The organism is Candidatus Nomurabacteria bacterium (genome assembly GCA_023898605.1).
Taxonomy (GTDB): Bacteria; Patescibacteriota; Minisyncoccia; order Phycocordibacterales; family UBA9973; genus HK-STAS-PATE-34.
The window spans coordinates 554,599-578,599 of record CP060230.1 but is presented as its reverse complement, the minus strand read 5'-3'; the positions used below and the strand labels follow the sequence as shown (position 1 = coordinate 578,599).

Here is a 24,001-nt window from a genome sequence, read left to right as displayed (position 1 = left end):
TTGTATAAAATCCCTGATAGTAGTAAACTCTATTACTTTTTCTGAACCACAAGGAGGAACTAGACACTGAGCAAACTCTTCTTTTATCTGTACCTTCACTGGAACAAAGAAGACAATAAATAAACAGGCTATGAGTATAGTAGTTGTTATCAATAGTAATTTAAATATACTTCTTAACTTCATATTCTAATTCCCATTTAAACCATCAAAATATAAGGTCATAGTGGTGTGATCTTTGAAGATGATACTTATATCTGCTCCGGTTGGGCGGTGGATCATCTTTACGCCAAAGTCATATGTATGACTATTTCCAATATAACTCCCCCACTTCTCCCAAAGAAGCTCGTTGGTGTTAAATATTGTTCTTTTTCCATCTACATACCAATTAAATATATCTTTATATACAACTTCTTCGCCGGTAGCGGGTAGTGTTATGTAGAAATCCACTAAGTTTAGATCTATGTCGTAACCAGTCTCGGCTTTTACATATGGGATGATAGTACGGATAAATTTTGGCGTTATCTGGTGATCAAATATAACTACACCGTCCGCGCACTTGAGAGTGCCGTCTGGATTGATAAATCTTTCTGGGTGTAGGTAATCGTCGTTCTTACCACCATTACAATCTTTGCTTGTGCTTTCGCTTGGAGTCGTGTCTATGCCATAACCTGGATTATAAACATCACTACCTGTATCCGTATTTTGGTTTTCGGTATCATCTTCAGAGTTTTGATTCCAAAAATTTTCTAAGGTATTTGGATTTGGAAAAAGATTATTTGTATATTTTTTGCCGCCAAAGAATCCGCTAGCAAATAAAAATACAAGCAGGAACAAAACTAAAGCAAGAAGGGCTATTATAGATATCTTTAAGAAGTCTTTTTTATCGTTTTGTTGTATTTCTTGTACTACTTCGTAATTTGGTTCAAAGTTATTTTGAGTATTTTCTATATTGTCCATATATCAATTATAAACAGAAAAATAAATAAATACCAAACCCATACAAAAAGAGGCCGTGTGGCCTCTTTTTGTAAAATCCTCAAGAATTAAATTATTGTAGACCGACAAAGTAAAGTGTCATAGTGTCGTGGTTTCCGAAAACGATACTAACATCTGTTCCAGTTGGTCTGTGGATCATAGAAACACCAAAATCGTGTGTTCTATCTCCTTCTAGGTAAGGTCTCCACTGTTTCCACAAAAGTTCGTTTGTGTTGAAAATAGCTCTTTGGCCATTTTCTGTCCAGTTGAATATATCTTGATAAACAACTTGTTCTCCTGTTTCAGGTAGAGTGATATAAAAATCAATGTCATTTAGATCAATTCTAACGCCTGTCTGTTCATAAACATAAGGTATTATTGTTTTAATGAACTTGGGTGTTATATGGTGATCAAATATAACAACACCATTTTTACATCTGACAGAACCATTGGCTCTGAGAAATCTTTCAGGGTGAAGATAGTCATCGTTTTGTCCTGTTTTACAAGGATCAGCTGTTCTTACAAGAGCCATTATATTTCCTGGCTCGATTCCTCCTATAAATTTATCTGTTGAAAAGATATAAGAGAAAGATAGGACAATTGCCACTACAGAGACAATTGGTACTAAAGTTTTTTTCATTTGATAATATTAAAGAATCTTTTTTGATTCTAAATTAATTTCTAATAATTTATTCTTGGGACGCACTTCCCTTTATACAACAGGAAGATACTGGTTTTCCACCACCACACGGGCAGGGGTGCTCGCTATTGCAACAGTTGCCGGACGGCTTTTCACTGCCACAAGAACAAGACTCTTTTAGTTCATCCATTGTCATACTTAAAGAAAGATTATTTTTTTATAAACGACCCGATAATACTATTATATCAATCAGTTCTCTAATATATGCATAGTTTTTACACACCAAAAGTAAGTGTATAAATATCTAGATTTCCACCTGAAGTAGTCTTGATTTCTAGTGTATGTATAGCTGGACCACTAGAAAGATCAACAACTTCATATAATCTTTGTGAATCTATGGTCAATGTACCTCCAGAAACTACATCTTTACCCTTATCAATGTCAGAAATTATGTTTCCATCTATGTAAACTTTCGCAACAGATGTTGTTGTGCTTGGTCCGGCGACTAAAAATACCTTTTTGGAATAAAACTTGAATCCAAAACCAGAATTTGTCGATTTTGATTCAAGATACTCAGGAAAAACTTGCCAATCTCCAAAAAGAGCAAATTTGTTCTGGGAAATATTATTTGCATCATAATCAAAACTACAACCAAGTAATACCAAGCATGAACCAAGGTTTGTATCTACATATGCAGAATTTCTTCTTGATCCGAAATATGTTTCTGGGCTTTGTCCAGAAATTGTAGATTTTTCAGAACTTACTAGTGTTTCATTTATACTTAGACTTTCTCCAAGTACAGTTGCTCTCTCTTCTAGAAGATCTATTATTTTTTGTTCTGTTTCTTCATATGCGCCCTCGCCCGCGTGGTCATATACCACAAAACCATCTATGTCGATCAAATACTTTCTCGGCCAGAAAGAGTTTTCCCATGCGCGCCAAGTAGAATAATCGTTATCCAAAACTACTGGAAACTTTATTCCATAGTCATTCAAAGCTTCTGTTACGTTGTTTATATCTTTCTCAAAAGCAAACTCTGGTGTATGAATACCTATAACAATTAGCCCGTCATCTTCATATTTGTCATACCACTCGTTTACATAAGGAAACGTTCTTATGCAGTTGATACAACTATAAGTCATAAAGTCGATAAGAATAACTTTTTTTCCAATATAATCTGAGATGCTTATACTTTGTCCATCTGTATTTACAAAACCAGACGGATTTACTATCTCGACATATCTATCGTATTTTTTAGATTTTTCTTCAAATCTACCGAGTGACTCTTCTGTTAGATTTTCTCCAAAAATAATTTCTTCTTGTGTTTTTTCTATATCAGTACTTTCTTTTTCATTGTTTATGGTTTGATCTATGAGTTTGTTTTCAAAAGATGAAAGATTACCATAAACTCCACCTTCTATGAGACGAGTTTGTACAACCTTGTCTAATCCAGAAAATACAAATATACCTACAATCACAAACAACACGCCGATCCCCCTCTTGAACCAACCTCTTGGATTAGCCAAAATATCAAGCTTTGAGACAAATCTTTGACCTATTATAGAAATGAGAAGTAGCACAATTCCAAGACCCAAAGAATATGCAAAAAGAGCAAATAGTCCTCTTATGAAACTCTCTGGCAATACAGTTGCAAGTATCACAAAATATGTAGGTGAACATGAAGAAAAAACTGGACCGAGTGCTGCTCCTATAAGCACATCTCCCCAAAAATTTTTCTTTTGAAATCCTTTTCCTACAAGCTTGTTTCCTCCTATGTTCATTTTGGAAACAAAAGGTAGTTTTTCCCAAAGCCCGGGGAAAAACATAAATAGACCCAAAAGCACCAAAATACTTCCTGAAATATATGACCAAAGTTCGGCTGGCACTCCTATAAGAGCAGTGCTCCACTTCAAGATAAGTGTAAAAAGTACGATCGAAAGAATAAGAGAGGTAATTATTGTATAAGGTTTTCTTTCCCCTTCTCCAGAGGTGATAGATCCTCCTATAATAACTGGCAAAAGTGGCAAAATGCACGGCGCCAAAACCGTAAGCGCTCCCGCCAAAAATGATATAAGAAATATTGTCATATAAAAAGTATATACGAAAGAAAAAGAATGTAAAGTACTCTTTACATTCTTTTTGTGGAAAATATTTTTATATTATTTTTTCTAGTATGGTTTCTAACGTATCTCCTCCTGACCATTTTTCTATCATATTTCCGTCTTTATCTACCAGAACAAGCGTATGCTGGTAAGTTACTCCGTATTTTTGTTTAAGTTCTGAAGAAGTATCGTAATCTACTTTTAATATATGAACCCCCTCTGGAATACTAGAAAGATTTGCCTCTATGTCCTTGTTTAGAAGCGAACAAGTAGGACACCACGGCGCATGAAAGAATAGAACTACTTTTCCATCTTCAGCCAATGCAAGTTTTGCTGGATCATAAGCTTCATAAGTTCCCTCTGAAACCATATTTTCTCCTTCTTCCATCATTTCTCCTTCGTGGTCAAAAACCATAGAATCCTGACTCGCATTTTCTTCTACAAAAGAATCTGCAACTTCTGACACTTGATCTTTCTTGTTGGAAAAAGAAATCAAAAGTGATCCTGCTACTAAAATCAATATTACAATTATTATGTTTTTGTTTGACATATGTTTTTTAAAAATTATTTTTACAAAAATATAATATCAGTTATGATTTATAATGTAAAGTATTCTTTACATTATAAAATTATCTATATTTTCTCGACCACGCCCTAGAAAGTATCTTCCCGAGTATCATCGCGAGTAGCGTAAGTGGTAGCCAGTAATCTAATGGATTTCCAGTAATACTCTGCATAAGAATTCTAAAAGTTATAAAAGATATACCTATAGTAAAACCAACTCTTCCGGCGCTATCCCTGTGTATCAACTCTCTTTCATCTGTTATCTTTTCATGTACAACAAAACCAGCAAAAAGCGCGACCACTGCAACGAGTGCTCCAAGTAGCATCATGTGGAACATGTCCAACATATATAGATCAAGTGGATTGATCAAACAAACTATTAGAAGCACGAGCAATATTCCGTATACTAATTCTTTTTTTGTTATGTATTTATGCATATATTATTTATACCAAAAAATTTTTTCCAAAGGTTTCTGAAAAAAATTTGCAATTTTTAATGCAAGTAAAACAGATGGAGTGTAGTTTCCCTTTTCTATGGCAATAATTGTTTGTCTAGAAACACCAACACCTTCGGCAAGATCTTCTTGCGTAATACCAGAGGCGGTTCTTTCTTCGTGAACTCTGTTTTTTACTTTTTCTTTCACAAGAAAAATATATTATTTTTCGGGACAAATGTCAAAGATTCTTTACATCAGAAGACTATACTAGAAGCTTTTTTCAGAATATAATATTACTTATGAGCAAAAGAAAAGATCCGTTCGACGAAGTACTCCATGAGCTTAGGTTTGGGAATAAACCAAGAAAAGAGGTTTTCTTGTCACTTCCACATAACGAACAAGCAGAAATATCTCTTATACTAACAAAACACCTTCTTTTCCAGATCTTAAAAGATCTATCCAACGAAGAAATATTAGGCTTTATAAGCCACCTAGATCCAGACGACGCAACAGATGTACTTCAGATACTTTCAAAAGCTAGGCAAAAAACAATAATAGAATCTCTCGAAACCGATTTAAAAAAATCTATAGAGACACTTCTAGAATTCCCGTCTGAAACAGCGGGAGGAATAATGAACATCGACTATATACAAATAGACGAAAACTCAAAAATAGGTGATGTGGCAAACGAATGCAAAGTACACGAAAAAAGAACAGGTAGACTCCCTGCAATACTTCTAACTAGAAACTCACTTGTTACAGGTTATATCCCTGGTCACAAGTTGGGATTTGCCTCTCCTGGAGAGCCCGCTAAAAAGTACTCTAAAAGAATTCTTTCTATCAAGGCTGACGCTGGGCACGAAGAAGTCAGAAGTCTTTTCAGAAAACACCCTCACGACAAGGCAGTAGTTTTAGGAGAAGAAGGAAAAGTTCTAGGTATTATATATTCGGACGACGTACTAAGACTTTTCCACGAGCACGAAGATGAGTCACTTTATGACTTTGCTGGTGTTTCTGACGAAGAAAACGTTTATGATAGTGGTTTCAAAAAATTTAAATCTAGATACAAGTGGCTTCTTATAAACCTTGGTACTGCATTTTTGGCAGCGAGTATAGTTGGGCTTTTTGAAGAAACTATAAAATCATATGTTCTTCTTGCAGTTTATATGCCAATAGTTGCTGGTATGGGAGGAAACGCAGGAACTCAAACTCTCGCTGTTATGGTTAGAGCCATAGCATTGGGACAAATAAACTTTTCAAATGCGCTTCCTGCAATAAAGCACGAAGTAACCGCTTCTGTACTAAACGGAATACTAAACGGTGTAGTGGTTTCTATAATTCTATTTTTCCTACATCAAGATTACAGAATAGGAATAATTCTTGGCCTAGCGATGATAATCAATCTTGTAGTCGCAGCCTTCTTTGGAACAATCATACCTCTAATAATGAAAAAAATCGGAAAAGACCCAGCAACATCTGCAACAATTTTTATAACAACAGCTACAGATGTTCTTGGTTTTCTTTCTTTCTTAGGTCTCGCAACACTACTTCTAAACTAGTGCTGTTTCTCAAAATCCAAAAAATTATAGCTATGTAATAAAAGACAAGCAAAAAAACCGGTATTTTTTCTATGTACAAAGTCGCAAATGATAAATCGGCAAAATATTTTGTAAGAAAAATAATATAAGAAAGTAGTTTTTCTCCCAGAAAGGCAATCGGTTCAGCCAATACCGGTAGAAAACCTAAAAATGCCAATATCCCTCCAAAAATCATAATAAAAGGTATAACGGGCAAAACTAATAAATTTATAGGAAGAGAAACAACTGAAAATGTCCCCATTTTATAAAGAATAAAAGGCGAAACTGCGATCTGGGCAGCGAGAGTTGTTGTAAGTATTGTAAGAAAAAAACCAAGTTTTTTTCTTTTGAGGACTTTTTGAATAAGAGGAGATATATATACAACTCCGAGAGTTGCCAAAAAAGAAAGCTGAAAAGATATATCAGAAGACAAAAGGTTTGGTTTTATAACTAGCATCAAAAATGCAGCCCAAAAGATTCCTCTTGTAATCGAATATTCAAATCCAGAAGAAAGCGCAAGAAGTGCCAAAATTGCCATAATTCCAGCTCTTATAGATGTCTGACTAGAACCGGTCATCAAAACAAACAACACAATAGAAATCATCGCGAGTGATAACGCAAATCTTTTTGAAAAAATAAGGTTGAAAAATTTTTCAACACCAAGCGCAACAATACTAACGTTGTATCCTGACAAAGCGACTATGTGTATGAGTCCAACAAGAATGAAATCTTTTTCTAAATCGTCAGGTATTCCACCTTTTTCACCTATCATAATCCCAGACAAAAGACCTTTCTCTGGAGATTTTACAAATCTTTCCATGTTATAAGTAACTTTTTGTCTAATTTTATAAAGAAAACCAACTAAAGATACTTTTTCATTTTCTAAAATCTGTACCTCGTCAGCATATATTATGTAGTTTATGCCATCTTTCTTGAGATAACTTATGTAATCAAACTCTCTACCAAAATCGTTGAAAAAATTTTCTGGCAAAGCTATTTGTCCTCCGATAAAAACTTCATTTTTATAATCTAACTCTTGATCTTTTTCTACATAAACTAAAAACTTTGTTCTATACTCACTGGATTTTAGAATAAACTTTTTCTTTCTAGTGGTTTCTTCGGGATAACTAGAAACTTCTCCTTCTACATAAAAATCTTTTCCAACATAAAAAGATAAATCTTCTGACTTTATTCCATCTCTATATAAAAAATACCCTCCTCCGGAACAAAAAGCTATTATAAAAATACCAATAGATAAGTTTTTGAAACTAAATGTTTTAAGAATTACAAAAAACAAAAATGAAGAAAAAACAAAATATAAAAAACCTTTATCAAACCAATCTATTTTCAAAAAAATTGGAGCCCAAAAGACTCCAAATATAAAACCAAAAGATATAGGATAAAAATATCTATCTTTCATCAGGATTTTCGAAACTCTTCAATTATTCTTTTTTCGTCTTCTTCGTTTCTGGACTTTTTATATAGTACTCCGCTTTTTCCCGAAACTCTTTTTTTGCAGTCTTCCCAACTTTTATCTATAAAAACTTTTCCTCCGACCAAAGATACATAAGAGTATGCTTTGAAATTTGGGGTTTTTGTTTTTTTCTCTTTTAACTCGTTTTTATAAAGGGCTTCGTACTGGCTTCTTGAACCAGTAAACAAAAAGACATGTTCTTTGTCGGCATACATTGTAGCAATATCATCCGCTCTTTCGTTCAAAAGAACACCGCTATGTCCTTTGACCTTGTTCATATTTATACCGTTTTTTCTTTTTATTCTAAGAAAAAGCCCAAGTAATTCTTGCCATATGTCTTTGTTCAAAACATCTTCGCCCGTGCTTGTTTTCCAGCCATTTTTTTCCCAGCCATACATCCAGCCAGAAAGTCCGTTGAGTGCGTAACTTGAATCAGTAAAAATATTTATTTCTCCTTCTATTTTTCTTTTTTCTATATGAGAAAGAGATTCTTTTATTGCCGTTAGTTCCATTCTGTTATTTGTTGTTGCTTCTTCAAAACCTCCGAGTTCAACAATCTTGTCTGTATTTCCATCTTTGTTTTTTGGCTTTATACAAACAATGCTCCCCCAGCCACCCCTTCCAGGATTACCTCGAGAAGATCCGTCTGTATATATATCGATAACCTGCATGTTCTAAATAGTACTAAAAACCAAAAAGATTGTCACAAAAATCTCTATCAAAAGAACACAACAAAACTCTAGTCAATAGACACGTACCTAAGTCTCAGTTCATAAGACCCTCCGTAATAAGATTCGTCAATATGAGCTTTGAGAGAAAATATATCTATTTCTTCTAGCGCTGCCACATCGTCATCCTTGGCAAAGAAATAAATAACCTTTCTATCTTGACCTCCGCTTTTATCAGAAACAATAAGTTCTAGGTGGGATTTGTCTTTACCAAACTTGCGAAGATTTTTTAAGTTTAGTTCTTCAAACTTTATTATGGGCTTTGGATTACCAAAACCAAACGGAGACATTTTTCTAAGCATTTCTGCGCTTTCTCTAGAAACATCTATAAGAGAGAGGGTTGTGTCAAAAATACTTTCTACTTCACCGGTTTCGTTTTCACCTCTTTTTGAGTTTTTAGAAAGTTCTTCTTCTAAAAAATGTATCTTGTCTTTGCTTACAGAAAATCCTCCTGCGCCCTTATGTCCGCCAAAAGAAACAAAAGAATCTTTTGTTTTGTCCATTAGTGTAAATACATCTTCATCACCAAAAGACCTGCAAGAACCCTTTATTTCACCTCCTCCGTCTTCTCCCCATACAAAAGTGCTCTTGCCATATTCTTCAGAAATCTTCGAAGCAACAAGTCCTAGTATTCCAGGCCTCCAAGTTGGGTCTCCTATAACGATAACTTTACCTGTTTCTCTTTTTGCCAATCTTTTTTTTGCTTCTTTTACTGTCTGGGCTACGAGTTTTTTTCTTGTATCATTTATTTCACTTAGTTTTTTTGCTAGAAGCATCGCCTCTTTTGCATCCTTGGTTGAAAGAAGTCTAAAAGCAATCATTGGATCATCTAGTCTAGAAGCGGCATTGATCCTAGGAGTTATCATAAACGTTATATCGTCTTCACTTATGAATCTTTTGTCGATAGAAAGTTCAGAAAGAAGTGCGTTTAATCCTGGTCTTTTTGTTTTTCTAAAAACCAATAGGCCGTATTTTGCAAAAACTCTATTTTCCCCCAAAAGAGGAACCATATCAGAAAGCGTCGCAAGAGAAACCATATCCAAAAGCCACTTTTCCCAACCATTAGGGACAGAATATTCAGTTCCATATTTGGATAAAAATCCTTCTACAAACTTGTAACAAACGCCACTTCCACAAAGCATCTTTTCTGGGTAATCATCAGTCTTTGGGTTTAGTATCGCGAAACACTCTGGTAAAACTTCCTTGGGTTCATGGTGGTCGGTTATGATGAGATCAACCCCTTTCTCTTTTAGTAAAAGTGCTTCTTCTATTGCAGTAATACCGAGATCTATTGTTACAAGAAGTTTTGTTCCGTTTTTTAAAATAGACTCTACTGCTGACATATTTAGTCCATAGCCTTCGTCATGTCTATCTGGTATATAAACTTCAAAATTGGAAAAACCTATTTTTTCTAAAAAATCAGAAAACACAACCGCCCCGGGTATGCCATCACAATCGTAATCAGAGTATATTGTTATTTTTTCGTCTTTATCTATGGCTTTTTTTATCCTTTCTACCGCCTTTTTCATATCTTTCATCAGAAAAGGGTCATGCCTATCTTCATAAGAGGGGTTTAGAAATTTCTCTATTTCAGTTTTGTTTACTATACCTCTCTTTTTCAGGAGATCTTTTATAAAGTCTAGTGACATAAGTACAATTATATCATTTCTCAAAATTGGCAAAATTATCAAAAAAACATATTTGTACTATAATAAAAATATGGAAAACAATGATAATTGCGTATTTTGCAAAATAATAAGCGGAGAATACCCGTCTTTCAAGATATATGAAGACAACGACCTGGTTTCATTTTTGGTAATAGAACCCATAAACGATGGCCATGCTCTTGTTGTGCCAAAAAAACATTTTGAGAACATATTTGAAACACCAGAAGAAACTCTTTCCAAAATACTTCCCGTCGCAAAAAACTTGTCACAAAAAATAATGAAAGCCGTTGATGCAACTGGGATAAATATAGTTCAAAACAATGGAAAAGATTCAGGGCAAGAAATCATGCACTACCACCTACACATAATCCCAAGGTTTGAAACTGACGGCCTAAAACCTTGGCATCATACTAAAAAATCACCAGAAGATTTGGCGCCTATTGCTGAGAAAATAAATTCTATCTCTTAACGAATAAAAAGTTTTTTTATAAAAAATCTTTTATTAGATTTTTTGACTGCATCGATACCAGGAAGTGTCCCGCCAGATAGGTAGTCTATCATTGCTCCACCAGCCATAGAAACAAAATAGAATTCGTTTTTTATTCCTAGTTTTGAAATTACAGCCACGGTATCACCTCCACCTATTATTATTTTTTTGTCTTTTTTGTCTTTCAAAAAATTTAAGATTTCTATAGTCGCCTTATCAAAACCTTCTTCATATTTTCCAAAAGGTCCATTCCATAAAATAGACTTACTTTTTTCTAATAAATCTTTCATAGCTTGAACTGTTGTCTCTCCTATATCTACAATTTCTCCATTAGAAGAAACTCCGGAAACTGAAACGAGTGAGCTTGTTCCGTTTTTTTCTTTTACAACAACATCTTCTGGTAAAACAATCTTTTTATTGTTTATTATTTCTTCCAAACCATAATCTCCCCTGTCAGAAAATGATTCTCCTATAGACAAACCTTTGAGTTCTAAAAATCTGTTCGCGAGTGCACCTCCGACAAAAACACTATCGGCTATTTTCAAGAACTTTTTTATAATAGGAAGTTTCGTATCAAACTTGGCTCCGCCTATAATAAAAGTAAACGGTCTTTCTGGTTTGAAAACTGCGGACAAACTTGTCATTTCCTTTTCAAAATGAAGTCCAAAATACGAAGGTAAGAAATGCGTTATAGCGTATACAGAAGATTGCTTTCTATGAGAAACAGAAAAAGCATCATTTACAAAAATATCCGCCAATTTTGAAAGATTTTTTGCAAACTCTAAACTGTTTGTCATTTCTCCATCAAAAGATCTAACATTTTCAAGCAGTACCAATCCTGTTATATCTTTTTTATTTTCTGGAATCTTCTCATAAAAAGTAATCTCATATATTTTTTTCAAATACTCAAAAACTGGCTTCAATGTCTCGTTTCCATCTTTGCCAAGATGAGAAATTATAAAAACCTTTGCACCTTTTTCTTTGAGAAAATTTATAGTTTCTATGTTTGCATCGATTCTAGACGTATCTACTATTAGACCGTTCTTTATCGGCACATTGAAATCCGCTCTAAGTATTACCACTTTTCCTTTTAGGTTTTTTACTTTTGAGATAAAGTTCATATTTTACAAACTCAAAAATCTTTTTGGATCAAGACTAACTCTTCCAACTAAAAATCCTTCTGCCATACCATCTTCTATGTAAGATGCGGAGTTTTCTTCATTTACTGAACCACCATATATTATTTTTACTTTTTTTGAAGAATCAGCATCATAAAGATCTCTAATTATTTTTCTTATAAAGATAACCATTTCTTGGCACTCTTTCGGTGTTGCCTCTCTTTTTGCGCCACTACCTATAGCCCAAACTGGCTCATATGCGATGATGAGAGAAGAAAGACTTTTCTTCGAAATACCATATAGCGCACTAGTTATTTGGTCAGAAACTTCTTTCAAATAAAATCCGTTTTCATCTCGATCATTTTCTCCTATACATAAAATAGGCGTCATAGAAGATGAGATTATAAAATTAACTTTTTTGTTTATAGATTCATGTGTATCGATAGAGGCCCTCATTTCTGAGTGACCAACAATACTATAATTAGCACCTATACTTTTTGCCATTGGCGGTGTAATCATTGCAGTGTGCGCACCAGACTTGTCGAAATATAGGTCTTGTACACCCAAAGCAGCACCTCTAGGGAGATTTTTTGCCACAACATCTAGAAATATAGCTGGAGGACAAATAACATAATCTTTGTTTTTAGAATCTCTAGATTTCCAGTTTTTTGATAGACCTTTGGCTAATTTTTCAGCTTCTTTTTTTGACTCAGGATTTGCTTTCCAGTTGGCAACTACGAGGATTTTTTCTGTTTTCATGTACTAATTATACACAAAACGAGACACTAATTTGCGACTTCTTTCCAAGAAACTGTGGAATAGGCCTCATCTGCAAGAGGAAAATATGGAGGCGGTCCATAAAGAAGGTTTGAGTCGTAATTTATAGATATGGCGGCATAACCAGATCCGTCATCATAATAAAACTCATGAGCTCCATATGTGGCAATAGCACCAAAAAGTGTAAGCTCGTCACGAGCATAATACGAAGTACACTGATCAGAATAATAATATCTACCTATTCTTCCATTTTGTGCAATAAGAGCTCCGTCTATCCTTAGGTGGTCAGCTGATCTAAGTCCTATGTTTATATTGTCTTGAGCTATCAAACCTATTGCGTCTTGTCCGTCATAATTTGTATAAGTAAGATCGTTATTTATAATTATATTTTTTCTATCTGATGGCACGTCTGGAAAAGTTGCCGCGACTATAGTTACTCTATATCTATCTACTTGCCCGCTAACCCAAACATCATCTTCAACAAAGATTATTCCATCAGCTGGCACGTCATAATTATCAATAAACGTTTCACCTCCAGTTGTTTTTATGCTCCACAAATCCCAACCATCTTGGTTTCCTGGATCAATACAAGACCCGCTTTGCTGTACCAGTTTTGCAACTCTATATAAATCATACGTTCCGTCAGTTTTTAACTGTATTCTATATCCATATGCACCACTAGAAGATAGATATGAGCCGTTCGTCTGAGAAGCTGTTTTCATTTCTGAAAAATCTCCACTCATGCCAACAAAATCTGCGGTTGTTGTAGGGAATTCTCTACCAGCAGAAAAAACATCTGTTCTGTCTGCCATAGTTGCCGGGGGTGTCTCTGCAGCAACAGAACCTAGGGCATCATCATATGTACCTGTTTCTGGTGGTGGTTTTACATGAGTGTGTACAGCGAATTCATTATCACCATCATGGTCTGGGTCATCATAATCAGAAACGGAACTAGTTACTATGTTATATGCAATACCATCCATTCTAACTCCCTGATTTGAATGAATCGGACCATAAACTTCTGTCCCCTCATCAAACTTCAAATTATCATTGGAAACAACAGCCCACTGCGCAAAAGAAGGTATAGCGAGTTTTGCCTGAATTGATCTTGTTGCATCTGGATTATCATATATAGAACCAGTAGAAGTTATTGTTACAAGATTTGACCCTTCTGAGGGAGCAGTTATATCTAAACTAAACTCGCCTATTGCTATATCGTTTCTGTTATAAAAAACATGAACATATGGTCCAGATGTACCTGTACCATCTTGAAAATCATCTGGGTCATGGGCTAAGTGCCATCTATAATAATCGATTCCTGCGTCGGCTATTTGAAAAGCTTGTTCTTTGTCTAGAACAGTATTTGAAACCCTAGAAAGAGAAACTGACCACCCTATAAAAGCAGTGACAAGCGATATAGAAATAGCAGAAAAAAATACAACGCCTAAGAGAAGAGATCCTTTTTTATTTTTTGAGTTAATCAATTTCATAAAGATTAATAATTATCTTTCAAGTTTCTAAAAGAAACCTCTGTAACTATTGATAATGGTGGTGGATCTTTCTGAGGATCTTCGTCTATTGTTAAGCTTATTTTTATAAGTCTCGCATCTGTAACAGTTATAGGAAAAGTAAGCGCGCTAGTTGTTCCGTCATAATCTGTATCATAATAATAAAATATATCACTATTTGTCACACCTCTTATTATAGTAATTGTCTCTGTTGTTCCACTGTTATAATCATATGGGTTTTCAGCTGGTTCAGTAACTTCTTTTTTTATATCAGTACCATCCAGATAATATCTGACCATTTCTGCAACATCATCAGAATCTATATCTGAGAAGAAAGTAACCGAAGTGGCTGTTCCTTCTGAAATAGCATAATTACCAACTTCAGAAGTTTCTGCTGCGCGAAGTTCGTTGGAAATAGGCTTGAGTACCCTTCTTGCATGATCTGCCGCACTAAGCCCAGCATTAAATGTTCTAGTGAAAGAGAAAACGTTTGCTTGGAAAGCCGCAACACTGGCAACAATAAGACCTACAACCGCCAAGGTCACAATTGTTTCTGCCAACGTAAAACCTTTTTGTAAATTTTTATTGTGAACTCTTTTCATATTATTCTGTAAGTGTTACTTCTGCTTGTTGCCACGTCGAACCAACTGTAAAAGATAATATGTCAGTATTATAGTCAGTCTTGGATGAAGTTATCGTGTAATTTCCAGTTGGAATACTTTGGAAGACTACTTGTCCAGGAGGTGTACAGTTAGTTGTATATGTAAAACCTATATCAGAAACTGTCGGCGTATAAGCAGTATTGTCAGTAGATAGATAAACTTTATATCTCAAATATCTATCCCCGTTGTGTACGGAAGAGATCGCTTGATCTCCATATGTATAGTAAGTGGCGTTTGTTCCATCTGGTCCCAAGAAATTCCAAGTTGTATAGTCATTGTTTGTAGCTATCTGGAATCTAACACTACTTGCCGCCCCAGCTTCAGCTGGCTGAGTATATGGGTTCCATGTTATTTCACTAAAATTACTTGCGGAACCAGTATCATAAGTAGAAGAAATAAGATAACCAGAAGATAGATACACTCCACCTTGATATCTTAGTTTCATATCACCTTCTGGACTTCTAAGTTCCAAGTTGCTGTCTGAAGAAAAGTAATCTACTCCATCTGGAACAGAGGTAGCCACACCAGAAGAACCAGACCAGTCTGTCTGACTCTTTGATCCCTTACCAGTTATAGCACTGTCCGTATAACCCGCACCGTCGTCTATATCTACCGTTACGTCAGAAAGTGCAAGGCCAGTACTTCCATCTTTTACACTAACTAGTAGTGTAGGCTGATCTTTTGGTGCTACTACCAATTGCATACTTTGAGTAGAGTTTGGTGAGACAGAAAACTCGAGAAGAGGGTTTGATCCTATAAGGTCATATACAGAGTCTATAGAAGTAACAGAATATGTGTCCCACTCAACATTTGAAAGATTTTTTATCCCAGAGGCGTTTGTAACGAGAGATTGATTATATTTCAAATATGTCGGATTAGTACCCAAAAGTTTTTCACCCGTAAGTTGAAAGTCAAAAGCACCAATAGCGTTGCAGTCTTCATCAACAGATGAAAACTGTATGTTACTGACCCTGTCTACAACCATTGTTATAGATGTAATTTCTTGATCAATTACAGAGGCGTGTGGAAGAACCGGAGTAGAGCCGCCAAGGTTTGACTTTAGATACGTACTGTCGAAAGTATACCCGGATTTCGTGGCCTGTATTCTATATTTTCTTGTTCCAGATGGTGCACCTATAACCTTGTACACACCATCGGCCCCAGTTTGATCGTTTATACTTATAGACTCTGAAGCATTATCTATATCTAAATCTATATTTGGGAGAGGGTCACCATTGGCATCTATGACATACACGTAAAGCGCTCCACTGTTTGTATCAAACTCCATATTTTTAGGAGAAATAAGTGCTGTAAAAGCCATCGTATTGTAATAAGTATCACATTCTATACACTGAACCCTTATCTCGACAAGTTTTGCGTCAGCTGGCATGTCGTCGTTTGGAGTACCACCAACAGTTCCGTCAAAATCTTGATCAACATTTTCTATAAAAGTCTGTATTCTCATAGTGTAACCATTTCTGGTTATATTTTGCTGGTAGGGTATGACCCCGTCTGGAACTCCACCCTCTACACCAACATCGGCATAAGGAAGATTTCTGATTATTTCTATATATTCATTTGCTGTAGTCGCGATAATATCTCGCATTCTAGCAACGCGAGTAAGTTCTAGTATTTTTCCATACACACCGTAGATTGCAGTCGAAACACCAACAAAAAAAGCGACGGCAATAAGCGTTTCAATCAAAGTCGTTCCTTTGCTATAAAACTTTTTATTTTTTTGGTTAAAAACCATTATTCTAATTTTAACCGATTGTGTCCAAAATGGAATACATAGGAGTTATCATAGATAGTGCAAAGAACCCCACAGCTCCACCAATAAATATCATAAGAACAGGTTCGATAATTGTTGAAAGGTTTTTTGTCTTGGCATCTACTTCTTCTTCGTAGAAAACAGCTATGTCCATAAGCATAGAAGCAAAGTTTCCTGTTTCTTCTCCAACTTCCATCATTTCACTAACCATGACGGGATAAAGTTTTGGATACTTTTTGAAAACTTCTGACAAAGCTACACCCTTCTGAACAGAAGCAATTGATTCGTCTATAACGTTTTTAAACTCTGTATTTTGAAGAACCTCTTTTGTAATCTCCAAAGCTTTTGTAACAGAAACACCAGCAGAAAGAAGAGAGGACATGGTTCTGGTTGTTCTGGCGGAATTGACCTGTCTTGCGATAAGACCTATGACAGGTATCTTCAATATGATTTTATGAAAAATCTTTTTAAGTTTTGGTGTTCTTTTTACAAAATACATAACTCCAAAAACAACTAGACCCAATCCCATAAACACAAATATCGCGTAGTTTTGGAAGAGTTCACTCATAAATATGATGAACTGTGTTGATGTGGGAAGATCAATTCCAAGCTCGACGAAAGTTTTTGTAATAGAGGGTACAACAAATATCATCATCAAAACTCCAACCAAAACTATTGCCCCCAAAATAATAGATGGATACGTCATCGCACCTTTTACTTTTTTGTTTAGGTCATAAGCCTTCTGAAGGTTTAGTCCAACTTCTTTTAGTGCATTGGAAAGTGCTCCAGACTCTTCACCTGCTCTAACCATAGAGACAAAAATCGCTGAGAAAACTTTTGGATTTTTTGCCATACCGTCAGAAAGTGTACCTCCCTTATCTATTTCATCTATAAGAAATCTCAAAACTTCTCTCATTTTTTTATTTTCTGTTTGCTTTTCTAAAACCTGAAGTGCTCTAGACAGAGAAAGTCCGGCAGAAATCATCCCAGAAAGGTTTCTGGTGAAAAGTATTTTTTCAGCTAGTTTTATTTTTCCAAAAGGAAGAAGGTCTAGGATAGAAGACCCCTTCTTTTCAGATTTTGGTTCAAGAGAAAGCACTGTTATTCCCTTCTCTCGGAGATCTTTTGCGGCATTGAACTTATCTGGAGACTCTATTGTCCCTTTTACTCTTCCTTTATCTTTTGTGATTCCTTCGTAATTAAAATTCATATTTTTATTCTGAAACAACTCTTAGAACTTCTTCTAGAGAAGTTATACCTTGAGCAGCTTTGACTACACCGTCTTCTAACATTGTTATCATGCCCTCTTCTTTTGCCTTGGCTTCTATCTCGTCAGGTGACCCGTCTTTTATTATTATTTCTTTTATAGCTGGGCTTATTTTAAGTATTTCGTGTATTCCGACTCGGCCACTATATCCATCTGGGCACTCGCCAGACTCTTTGGCTCTATAAAACGGTATAGTTGTCCAATCATCTTTTTCACCAACTATCTTTTCTTCTTTTAGAACCTCTAGAATCCTATCTAGATTTGCTATTTTCGAAACTGCAGCAAGTTCTTCTTTTGAAGGTATATATTTTTCTTTGTCTTGGCAAAGTCTTCTAACAAGTCTCTGAGCAATAACAGTTTTTAGAGTAGAAACGATCAAAAAAGACTCCGCTCCCATGTCTATAAGTCTCGGCACGGCACCAGCAGCAGAGTTTGTGTGGATAGTTGAAAGCACAAGGTGTCCTGTCAAAGATGCGTTGATACCCAAAGAAGCTGTTTCTCCATCTCGAATCTCACCCACCATGATTATGTCTGGGTCTTGTCTCAAAAGCGCACGAAGTCCGTTTGCAAATGTCATACCAATTTCAGACTTTACTTGAGTTTGGTTGATTCTCGGCATCTGATACTCGATAGGGTCTTCTACTGTCGAAATGTTTACGTCGGGAGTGTTTAGCATGTCGAGCATTGTATATAGTGTTGTGGTTTTACCAGAACCAGTTGGACCGGCAGCAAGAAGCATCCCTGTGTGTTGCTTCATACCTTCGTGTATTCTCTCAAGACCAAGTCCATGGAATCCAAGACCCTCTAGAGTAAATCCCTTACTAGACTCTCTCAAAAGACGCATAACGGTTTTCTCTCCAAAGTAAGTAGGAAGTGTAGATACACGGAAAGAAACTTTTTGGTCATCAGTGTTTATCTTGAATCTTCCGTCTTGCGGAAGTCTCTTCTCGTCTAGTTTCAAGTTCGAAAGAACTTTTATTCTTGCAGTTATACCTGCAGCAGACTCTTTTGGAAGTTTCATTGCATCGTGAAGGATACCGTCTATTCTATATCTAACAACGAGCTCGTATTCTCCTGGTTCTATGTGTATGTCAGACGCTCCTTGCAAAATCGCGTGAGAAATGAGCGTGTCGACGATTTTGACGATAGGTAGATCTTCCGCCATTTCTTTCAAATCTTTTTCTGAAACATCGTCACCAGCGTCTTCTTTGATTGCTTTTAGTGACATCGCTTCTTTTTGGATGATGTCGTCGAACTCTGCCTTTAGAGATTTTTTGTATTGCAAAAGTGCGTCCTTGATAGATGCTTCATCACTAAGCCTGGGAACAATCTTTAGGCCAGTCTTTTTCCTAACAAAGTCGATAACTGGAAGCTCATCTGTGTCTAGCATAGCCACTTCTAGTTCTTCGCCAGATTTTTTGTAGGCGATTATGTTGTTCTTTCTAGCAATCGGCTCCGGAATCATAGAAAGAATCTTGAAATCAACCTTTTGACCAACAAGAGAAACAAAAGGTATACCCAAAACATATGCTTGCATCCTTCTTAGATTATTTTCGGAGATTTTGCCTTGAGTTAGAAGTGCTTCATTCAGAGTTATTTCTTTTTCTTTTGCGATTCCCTCGGCGGCTTTTAGATCTTTCTCAGAAAGAAGTCCTGAATCTAGTATGAATCTTTTTAGGTCTGCATCTTTTATGCGCATGGCTAAATTATAACACGATAAAATTAAATCTTCGCTACAATATTTCCAGTTTTATTCATTTTTACCAAACTCTGCGCTTGCTTTCAAAATAGCTTCTTTGACAGAGCTCGGAGATCTCGCATCTTTTATGACAAAGTTTGTTTCTGCACCCGCTGTTTGGACATGAACATCTCCAACTTTGAAAATTGTTCTTAGAAGACCCTTTGTTTCTACACTTACATCTTGGATTCTATCTAGATTCATATATACAACTCTTCTATTGAAGAGCGCTTTTTGATCTACATCTATTATTCTCTTGTCAGTGACTATCCATATGTCCAAAAAGTAGTTTGTAAACTTGAGAGAAAGTCCCACCCATAAAAACAAAAACCATATACCGAGAAATATTCTCCACAAACCTATAAGATCAGACTCTGTACCTATAGTTACATAAGAAGAAAGGTACATTTTGAAGAAATACGCAACTAGAAGTGGCAAAATCATAAGCAAAACAAAACCAAACACCTGAAAAGAGAAAATTATCAGGCTTCTTCTTACTGTTTTGATCACCCTTTCTTCTTTTTCAAAAAATATTTTTCTCATATAAAAAATCTATTCAAAACACTTAACAAAAATCCAAGAGAAGTCAGAACTCCAAACAAATACACTCCAGAAAACACAAGTGGCCAAAACTTACTCCTAGAATACATAAACCAGTGAAACAGTATCGCCACAGAAATAACGCCGACAAAGCAAACCAAAAGCAAAAATGCTGGCCAAATCACTGTCGGAGATAGATATATATTGTCTAGATTTGTTAGGTCTAACCTTTCTATAAACTGAGCTGGGTTGGTCATCCTGTATGTGTTGAAATAGTCTATTTCATTCATTACCGGCTAATTTTACCACAAAAAGGCCTTTTTTTGCCTTATTTTGTGGTGTTGTGGAAAATAATCCTTAATTTGCTTGACATTTGGAGTAAAAAATAGTTTTATAGAGTCAGAAGAACTTTGTTAAACAAAACTATCAGCAATGAAAAAACTCATCTTTTTGATGCTTTCGCTGCTGGTAGTAGCGATCGCATACCCACAAGCACCAACGGTGCAGGGTTACATGAATCTTGTCGGCATGATCAACGACGATGCCTACATTTACGGTCAATATACACAAGATGATGGCAGTGTTGTTTGCTTCGGCAAAAACATCACCAACGTTAATGGTATGCCTGTAGATGGCGCGTTTGTGCTCGATGGCGACGACATCCTTTCGGGGTCCGTCAAAGACGGTACTCACGGGATCCTGGATTTTCAGGGTGAGAAATACACCTTCGGAGAAGGTGGAGTTTTCACTCTCGGAACAAGGGCTTTGGTATTTGGTATCGAAGGTTTCATTTCGTTTGGCTTTGCTGACGAAGAGAGAGGTTATTGCTTGTTTGTTCAAGAACTCCCTTATGATAATACTTTTGGATTTAGGTCCAGAATATTACTCTGGGACGGAGTAGACACTACAACCATTCTTCCTTATGGAACGTTGGTAAGGTGTCTCGAACAAAAAGGTGACTACCTTTTCATCGGCGGTGAAAACCATCACTACGAATCATTTCTGAAGTTTGATCTCATCTCGCAAGAGTTTGTAGATCTTTCAGCAAGTGAAGAGTGGGAAGGCTGGCCTCTCGAGTATATCGAGATCCTCGACATGAAACTCTTCCAAGGTAAACTAACAGTTGCAGCTGGAATGAGCGGTGGCGGTGTATACCAACAGTCAAATGCCGGGTGGTATGTAAACTATTCGGAAGACATGCTTGGAAGTTTCGGTGATATCGAAGACTTATACAATAGTCCCGATGGAGAAACTCTTTACATAACCACCGAAGATCCTGGAAACGGTGACGAGCTGTCTGAGATATTGTTCTCAAACAATGTCAAAGACTGGACCGAATTCATCGACCAAAGGGGTGCAAAGATTGGAGGTGGAGGCAATTGTCATGTTATCTTTACAAAAGGATATACGTGGCTTGTTGCAAAGCAAACTTTCGGAGGCGGCTTACGCTGTGCAACTGACGAAGAAGTCCAAGAATACTCCTACGAGTTGGGAGATATCTGGGTATTGAAAGATACTTACAATACTTTTACGTCTGTTGAAGATCAAAAGGATGCAAATTTATTGTATCTTTATCCAAACCCGGCAAATGATCATCTTGAAATCAGTGGGTTAATGGGGATTGGAACTATCTATACACTAGAAGGAAAACTTTTAGAAAAAGTTAGTTCAGGAACCTTGAATACATCTGATTACCTGCCCGGGATATACTTCATCCGAACAGAAAATGGTCAGTCAGCCAGATTCATGATCGCAAACTAAAAGTCCCCGACTACTCGGGGACTCTTTTTTTTATAATTATTTTGAACAGATTGCGTAAACTTCTATTTCCGATGTTGTGGCTCTACATTCTATCTTGAATGCATTGTAGTAAGCTGCGCCACTTTTTATAGGTTCGAGTCTTTTTATTCCTTTTTGATCAAATAGTCCGTCTGGATAACACTCTCCACCTCCACCAATCACATATGGGTGTGTTGCTGGACAATATGCTGTCCTGTCATCAGAGGTTAGTGCACTTGTGGGGTGAACTATAGTTATATCTCTAGAATATGAGTAGAACGGATCCTCACCTTCTGGGATTGCATCACATGTGACAATCTCTCCGGTACTATTTATACAAAGATTTTTTGGAAATACTCCAGGGCTATTATATTCATTATAAGGATCAAAAACTAAATCTTTTTTTACAAACAAATTTGGAGTAACTCCAGTTATACCAGCCACACCTATAAGAGTGTCGCCTTTTATAACGGATCCATCTTCCCATGTATATATTCTGTCAGCTGAAACCTGACCTTCTTCTACTCCACCAGTTGCAGTGTTGTCTTGGATAAAAATTCTTCCTGATTTATTATTAGAAATATTTTTCACGTCTATCGGTGAAACAGTATCACAAGAAGGAGGGTTACAACCACTTCCCGGTTCTGACCATGCAGAAACAAATGATCCTATACCAGCAACAATCGCAATAACAAAAGTCACTGCTACCAAACTCAATATTTCTTTTTTATTGTTTATTTTATTCATAACTATTTTGAACATATCGCATATATACGACCATTGTCACCTATACCCTTACATCCAAACCCCCAGTTTGTGTACTCTAAATGATCTATACCGTCTACATTTCCGCCCAAAGAGTCTGGGATTGATTTTTGTATTTTTTCAGATGTTAGCCCGTCCCCAGTACAGTATCCTCCACCACCGATTATATATGGATAATCTACCGGACAAACCATATACGGGTTATTTGTATCAAAATCTTTATAAACTACTGTCATTGTCGAACCCGCACTATAAAACACTGGATCTCCAACCTCGTTTGGTCTTGTGACCATAACTCCGTCTGTGTTTACCCCTAGAACACCCTCGTCTAGTGAAGTTACAGACATACTAGCATTTTCTTTTATATAGAGTGACGCATCAAGACTTGTTGTTATTGCTGGATGACCTATATTTACTGCATCGAAAAATACGCTTGGTCCAAAATCTGAACCAAATATTTCAAATCTATCGGCAACTAGTGAACCCTCTATCGCAGCTGTTGTTGTGTCGTCGAAAATAGAAAGGTTCGCATATTTATACTGATCAGAGTTTAGACTATTTATAGGATTAGATTTGTTACTGTATGGAGGATATCCTGTAGGTATAGACCACGCACTAGCAAATAGAGAATAACCCAAAGCGGCAACAAGGGCAATAGAGATTATTTTTATGTTTTTCTTTAGGTTATTTTTCATATTTATATTGAACATATTGCATACGAAGTTGTAGTGTCATTTGTGTTTTCGCAGTCTGTCATCCATGCGTTATATGTTGGACTACCGGTATTCTTATAAGGGATACTTTTCATGACTGTCTCACTTGTTCCGAGTCCTGTCGATGAACAATATCCTCCGCCACCTATAAGATTCGGATGACTAGCTGGACAAGTTGCAACAACATTGTTTCCCTCTACAAGCCCGGTCTCAACTATAGTTGTATAGTCATGCATAGAAAAAGTTTCTGGGTCAAAACCAGTATCAGTATCACCAGTACATATAACAGTTTTACCATCTGAATCTACACATATGTCAGCTGGATATGTTACTCCTGCATTTAGAGGGTTTGCTGATCTTTTGTCATGAAGGGTTACGTCTCCCAAAACACTAAGAGAAGACGGTTCTGTTCCATCACCTATATCTAGACTACCAAACAAGAAAGAGTCTCCCCATATACCGATTCTGTCTGCATAAATTTCACCAGAAGAAGAAGGAATATCCTCGTCAGCCACTACATATAGATCACCTTCTTTTCCTTGTGATGTAACAGACTCATTTACAAGTCCTGGAGTGTTACATTCTCCACCGCCACAGGCTGGATAGTTCCAAACACCGAAATCTTCTGCGCCAACAACACCAATAGCAGATATAAATATTGCAGAAAGTATCAGTGTTTTTATTTTTGTTTCTAGATTTGTTTTCATTTTAT

At 36.2% G+C, this 24,001-nt stretch carries 24 protein-coding genes; 3 read left to right on the top strand and 21 right to left on the bottom strand.

All coding sequences use genetic code 11. The features are described 5' to 3' along the window. Nucleotides 1-186 precede the first annotated feature (186 nt). The 6 genes from H6791_03295 to H6791_03270 all read right to left on the bottom strand — a co-directional run bounded on the left by H6791_03295 (nt 187) and on the right by H6791_03270 (nt 4,925). A complete protein-coding gene (locus H6791_03295; protein ID USN94753.1) occupies nt 187-957 on the bottom strand; it encodes a hypothetical protein in 771 nt (256 codons plus the stop codon). 91 nt (nt 958-1,048) lie between these two features. Continuing rightward, nucleotides 1,049-1,615, bottom strand: coding sequence for a hypothetical protein (locus tag H6791_03290; protein USN94752.1), 567 nt, complete (start codon nt 1,613-1,615; stop codon nt 1,049-1,051). Nucleotides 1,616-1,890: 275 nt separating this feature from the next. Further along, a complete protein-coding gene (locus tag H6791_03285) occupies nt 1,891-3,702 on the bottom strand; it encodes a redoxin family protein (GenBank protein ID USN94751.1) in 1,812 nt (603 codons plus the stop codon). Between the two features lie 67 nt (nt 3,703-3,769). Beyond that, nucleotides 3,770-4,267, bottom strand: coding sequence for a thioredoxin family protein (locus H6791_03280; GenBank protein USN94750.1), 498 nt, complete (start codon nt 4,265-4,267; stop codon nt 3,770-3,772). A 79-nt stretch (nt 4,268-4,346) separates the two neighbouring features. Continuing rightward, nucleotides 4,347-4,718 carry a hypothetical protein gene (locus H6791_03275; GenBank protein ID USN94749.1) on the bottom strand — a complete coding sequence of 124 codons (372 nt, stop codon included), beginning with the start codon at nt 4,716-4,718 and terminating at the stop codon, nt 4,347-4,349. Between the two features lie 3 nt (nt 4,719-4,721). Then, complete coding sequence (locus H6791_03270) at nt 4,722-4,925, bottom strand: helix-turn-helix transcriptional regulator (GenBank protein USN94748.1); 204 nt, start codon at nt 4,923-4,925, stop codon at nt 4,722-4,724. Between the two features lie 92 nt (nt 4,926-5,017). Between H6791_03270 and H6791_03265 the strand changes: the two genes are divergently transcribed. Then, nucleotides 5,018-6,277, top strand: coding sequence for a magnesium transporter (locus H6791_03265; GenBank protein ID USN94747.1), 1,260 nt, complete (start codon nt 5,018-5,020; stop codon nt 6,275-6,277). On the opposite strand, the gene H6791_03260 is transcribed toward H6791_03265, so the two are convergent. From H6791_03260 to recJ, 3 genes are all read right to left on the bottom strand, one after another. Continuing rightward, a complete protein-coding gene (locus H6791_03260; GenBank protein ID USN94746.1) occupies nt 6,219-7,715 on the bottom strand; it encodes a ComEC/Rec2 family competence protein in 1,497 nt (498 codons plus the stop codon). The genes H6791_03265 and H6791_03260 overlap by 59 nt on opposite strands. Next, nucleotides 7,715-8,440: a ribonuclease HI gene (locus H6791_03255; protein USN94745.1), complete on the bottom strand. Its 726-nt coding sequence runs from the start codon at nt 8,438-8,440 to the stop codon at nt 7,715-7,717. The genes H6791_03260 and H6791_03255 overlap by 1 nt, the downstream gene beginning before the upstream one ends. Before the next feature lie 68 nt (nt 8,441-8,508). Beyond that, nucleotides 8,509-10,146, bottom strand: coding sequence for a single-stranded-DNA-specific exonuclease RecJ (gene recJ, locus H6791_03250; GenBank protein ID USN94744.1), 1,638 nt, complete (start codon nt 10,144-10,146; stop codon nt 8,509-8,511). Between the two features lie 70 nt (nt 10,147-10,216). Here recJ and H6791_03245 point away from each other — a divergent pair, with 70 nt between their 5' ends. After that, nucleotides 10,217-10,633 carry an HIT family protein gene (locus H6791_03245; protein USN94743.1) on the top strand — a complete coding sequence of 139 codons (417 nt, stop codon included), beginning with the start codon at nt 10,217-10,219 and terminating at the stop codon, nt 10,631-10,633. On the opposite strand, the gene pgk is transcribed toward H6791_03245, so the two are convergent. Genes pgk through H6791_03200 form a run of 9 tightly spaced genes read right to left on the bottom strand, consistent with a single transcriptional unit; the run spans nt 10,630 to nt 20,322 of the window. Further along, nucleotides 10,630-11,772, bottom strand: coding sequence for a phosphoglycerate kinase (pgk, locus tag H6791_03240; GenBank protein ID USN94742.1), 1,143 nt, complete (start codon nt 11,770-11,772; stop codon nt 10,630-10,632). The genes H6791_03245 and pgk overlap by 4 nt on opposite strands. A 3-nt stretch (nt 11,773-11,775) precedes the next feature. Further along, the gene (tpiA, locus tag H6791_03235; protein USN94741.1) at nt 11,776-12,528 is read right to left on the bottom strand and encodes a triose-phosphate isomerase; all 753 of its coding nucleotides are present in this window, start codon (nt 12,526-12,528) and stop codon (nt 11,776-11,778) included. Nucleotides 12,529-12,554: 26 nt separating this feature from the next. Then, complete coding sequence (locus H6791_03230; GenBank protein ID USN94740.1) at nt 12,555-14,036, bottom strand: hypothetical protein; 1,482 nt, start codon at nt 14,034-14,036, stop codon at nt 12,555-12,557. A 5-nt stretch (nt 14,037-14,041) separates the two neighbouring features. Beyond that, entirely contained in the window at nt 14,042-14,656 is a 615-nt protein-coding gene (locus H6791_03225) for a prepilin-type N-terminal cleavage/methylation domain-containing protein (GenBank protein USN94739.1), read from the bottom strand. Nucleotide 14,657: 1 nt separating this feature from the next. Continuing rightward, nucleotides 14,658-16,469 (bottom strand): hypothetical protein, encoded by a 1,812-nt coding sequence (locus H6791_03220; GenBank protein ID USN94738.1) that lies wholly within the window; start codon nt 16,467-16,469, stop codon nt 14,658-14,660. 10 nt (nt 16,470-16,479) lie between these two features. Next, nucleotides 16,480-17,697: a type II secretion system F family protein gene (locus H6791_03215; protein USN94737.1), complete on the bottom strand. Its 1,218-nt coding sequence runs from the start codon at nt 17,695-17,697 to the stop codon at nt 16,480-16,482. Nucleotides 17,698-17,701: 4 nt separating this feature from the next. Then, nucleotides 17,702-19,453 (bottom strand): type II/IV secretion system protein, encoded by a 1,752-nt coding sequence (locus H6791_03210; protein ID USN94736.1) that lies wholly within the window; start codon nt 19,451-19,453, stop codon nt 17,702-17,704. 51 nt (nt 19,454-19,504) lie between these two features. After that, nucleotides 19,505-20,035, bottom strand: a complete 531-nt coding sequence (locus tag H6791_03205) for a PH domain-containing protein (protein ID USN94735.1) — start codon at nt 20,033-20,035, stop codon at nt 19,505-19,507. Further along, nucleotides 20,032-20,322, bottom strand: coding sequence for a hypothetical protein (locus H6791_03200; protein USN94734.1), 291 nt, complete (start codon nt 20,320-20,322; stop codon nt 20,032-20,034). Before H6791_03200 ends, H6791_03205 begins: the two co-directional genes overlap by 4 nt. A 142-nt stretch (nt 20,323-20,464) precedes the next feature. Here H6791_03200 and H6791_03195 point away from each other — a divergent pair, with 142 nt between their 5' ends. Then, complete coding sequence (locus H6791_03195) at nt 20,465-21,793, top strand: T9SS type A sorting domain-containing protein (GenBank protein USN94733.1); 1,329 nt, start codon at nt 20,465-20,467, stop codon at nt 21,791-21,793. 36 nt (nt 21,794-21,829) lie between these two features. Here H6791_03195 and H6791_03190 read toward each other — a convergent pair whose 3' ends face one another. Genes H6791_03190 through H6791_03180 form a run of 3 tightly spaced genes read right to left on the bottom strand, consistent with a single transcriptional unit; the run spans nt 21,830 to nt 23,996 of the window. Beyond that, nucleotides 21,830-22,573, bottom strand: coding sequence for a hypothetical protein (locus tag H6791_03190; GenBank protein USN94732.1), 744 nt, complete (start codon nt 22,571-22,573; stop codon nt 21,830-21,832). Further along, complete coding sequence (locus tag H6791_03185) at nt 22,561-23,271, bottom strand: hypothetical protein (protein USN94731.1); 711 nt, start codon at nt 23,269-23,271, stop codon at nt 22,561-22,563. The genes H6791_03190 and H6791_03185 overlap by 13 nt, the downstream gene beginning before the upstream one ends. 2 nt (nt 23,272-23,273) lie before the next feature. Further along, nucleotides 23,274-23,996 carry a hypothetical protein gene (locus tag H6791_03180; protein USN94730.1) on the bottom strand — a complete coding sequence of 241 codons (723 nt, stop codon included), beginning with the start codon at nt 23,994-23,996 and terminating at the stop codon, nt 23,274-23,276. Between the last annotated feature and the right edge of the window lie 5 nt (nt 23,997-24,001).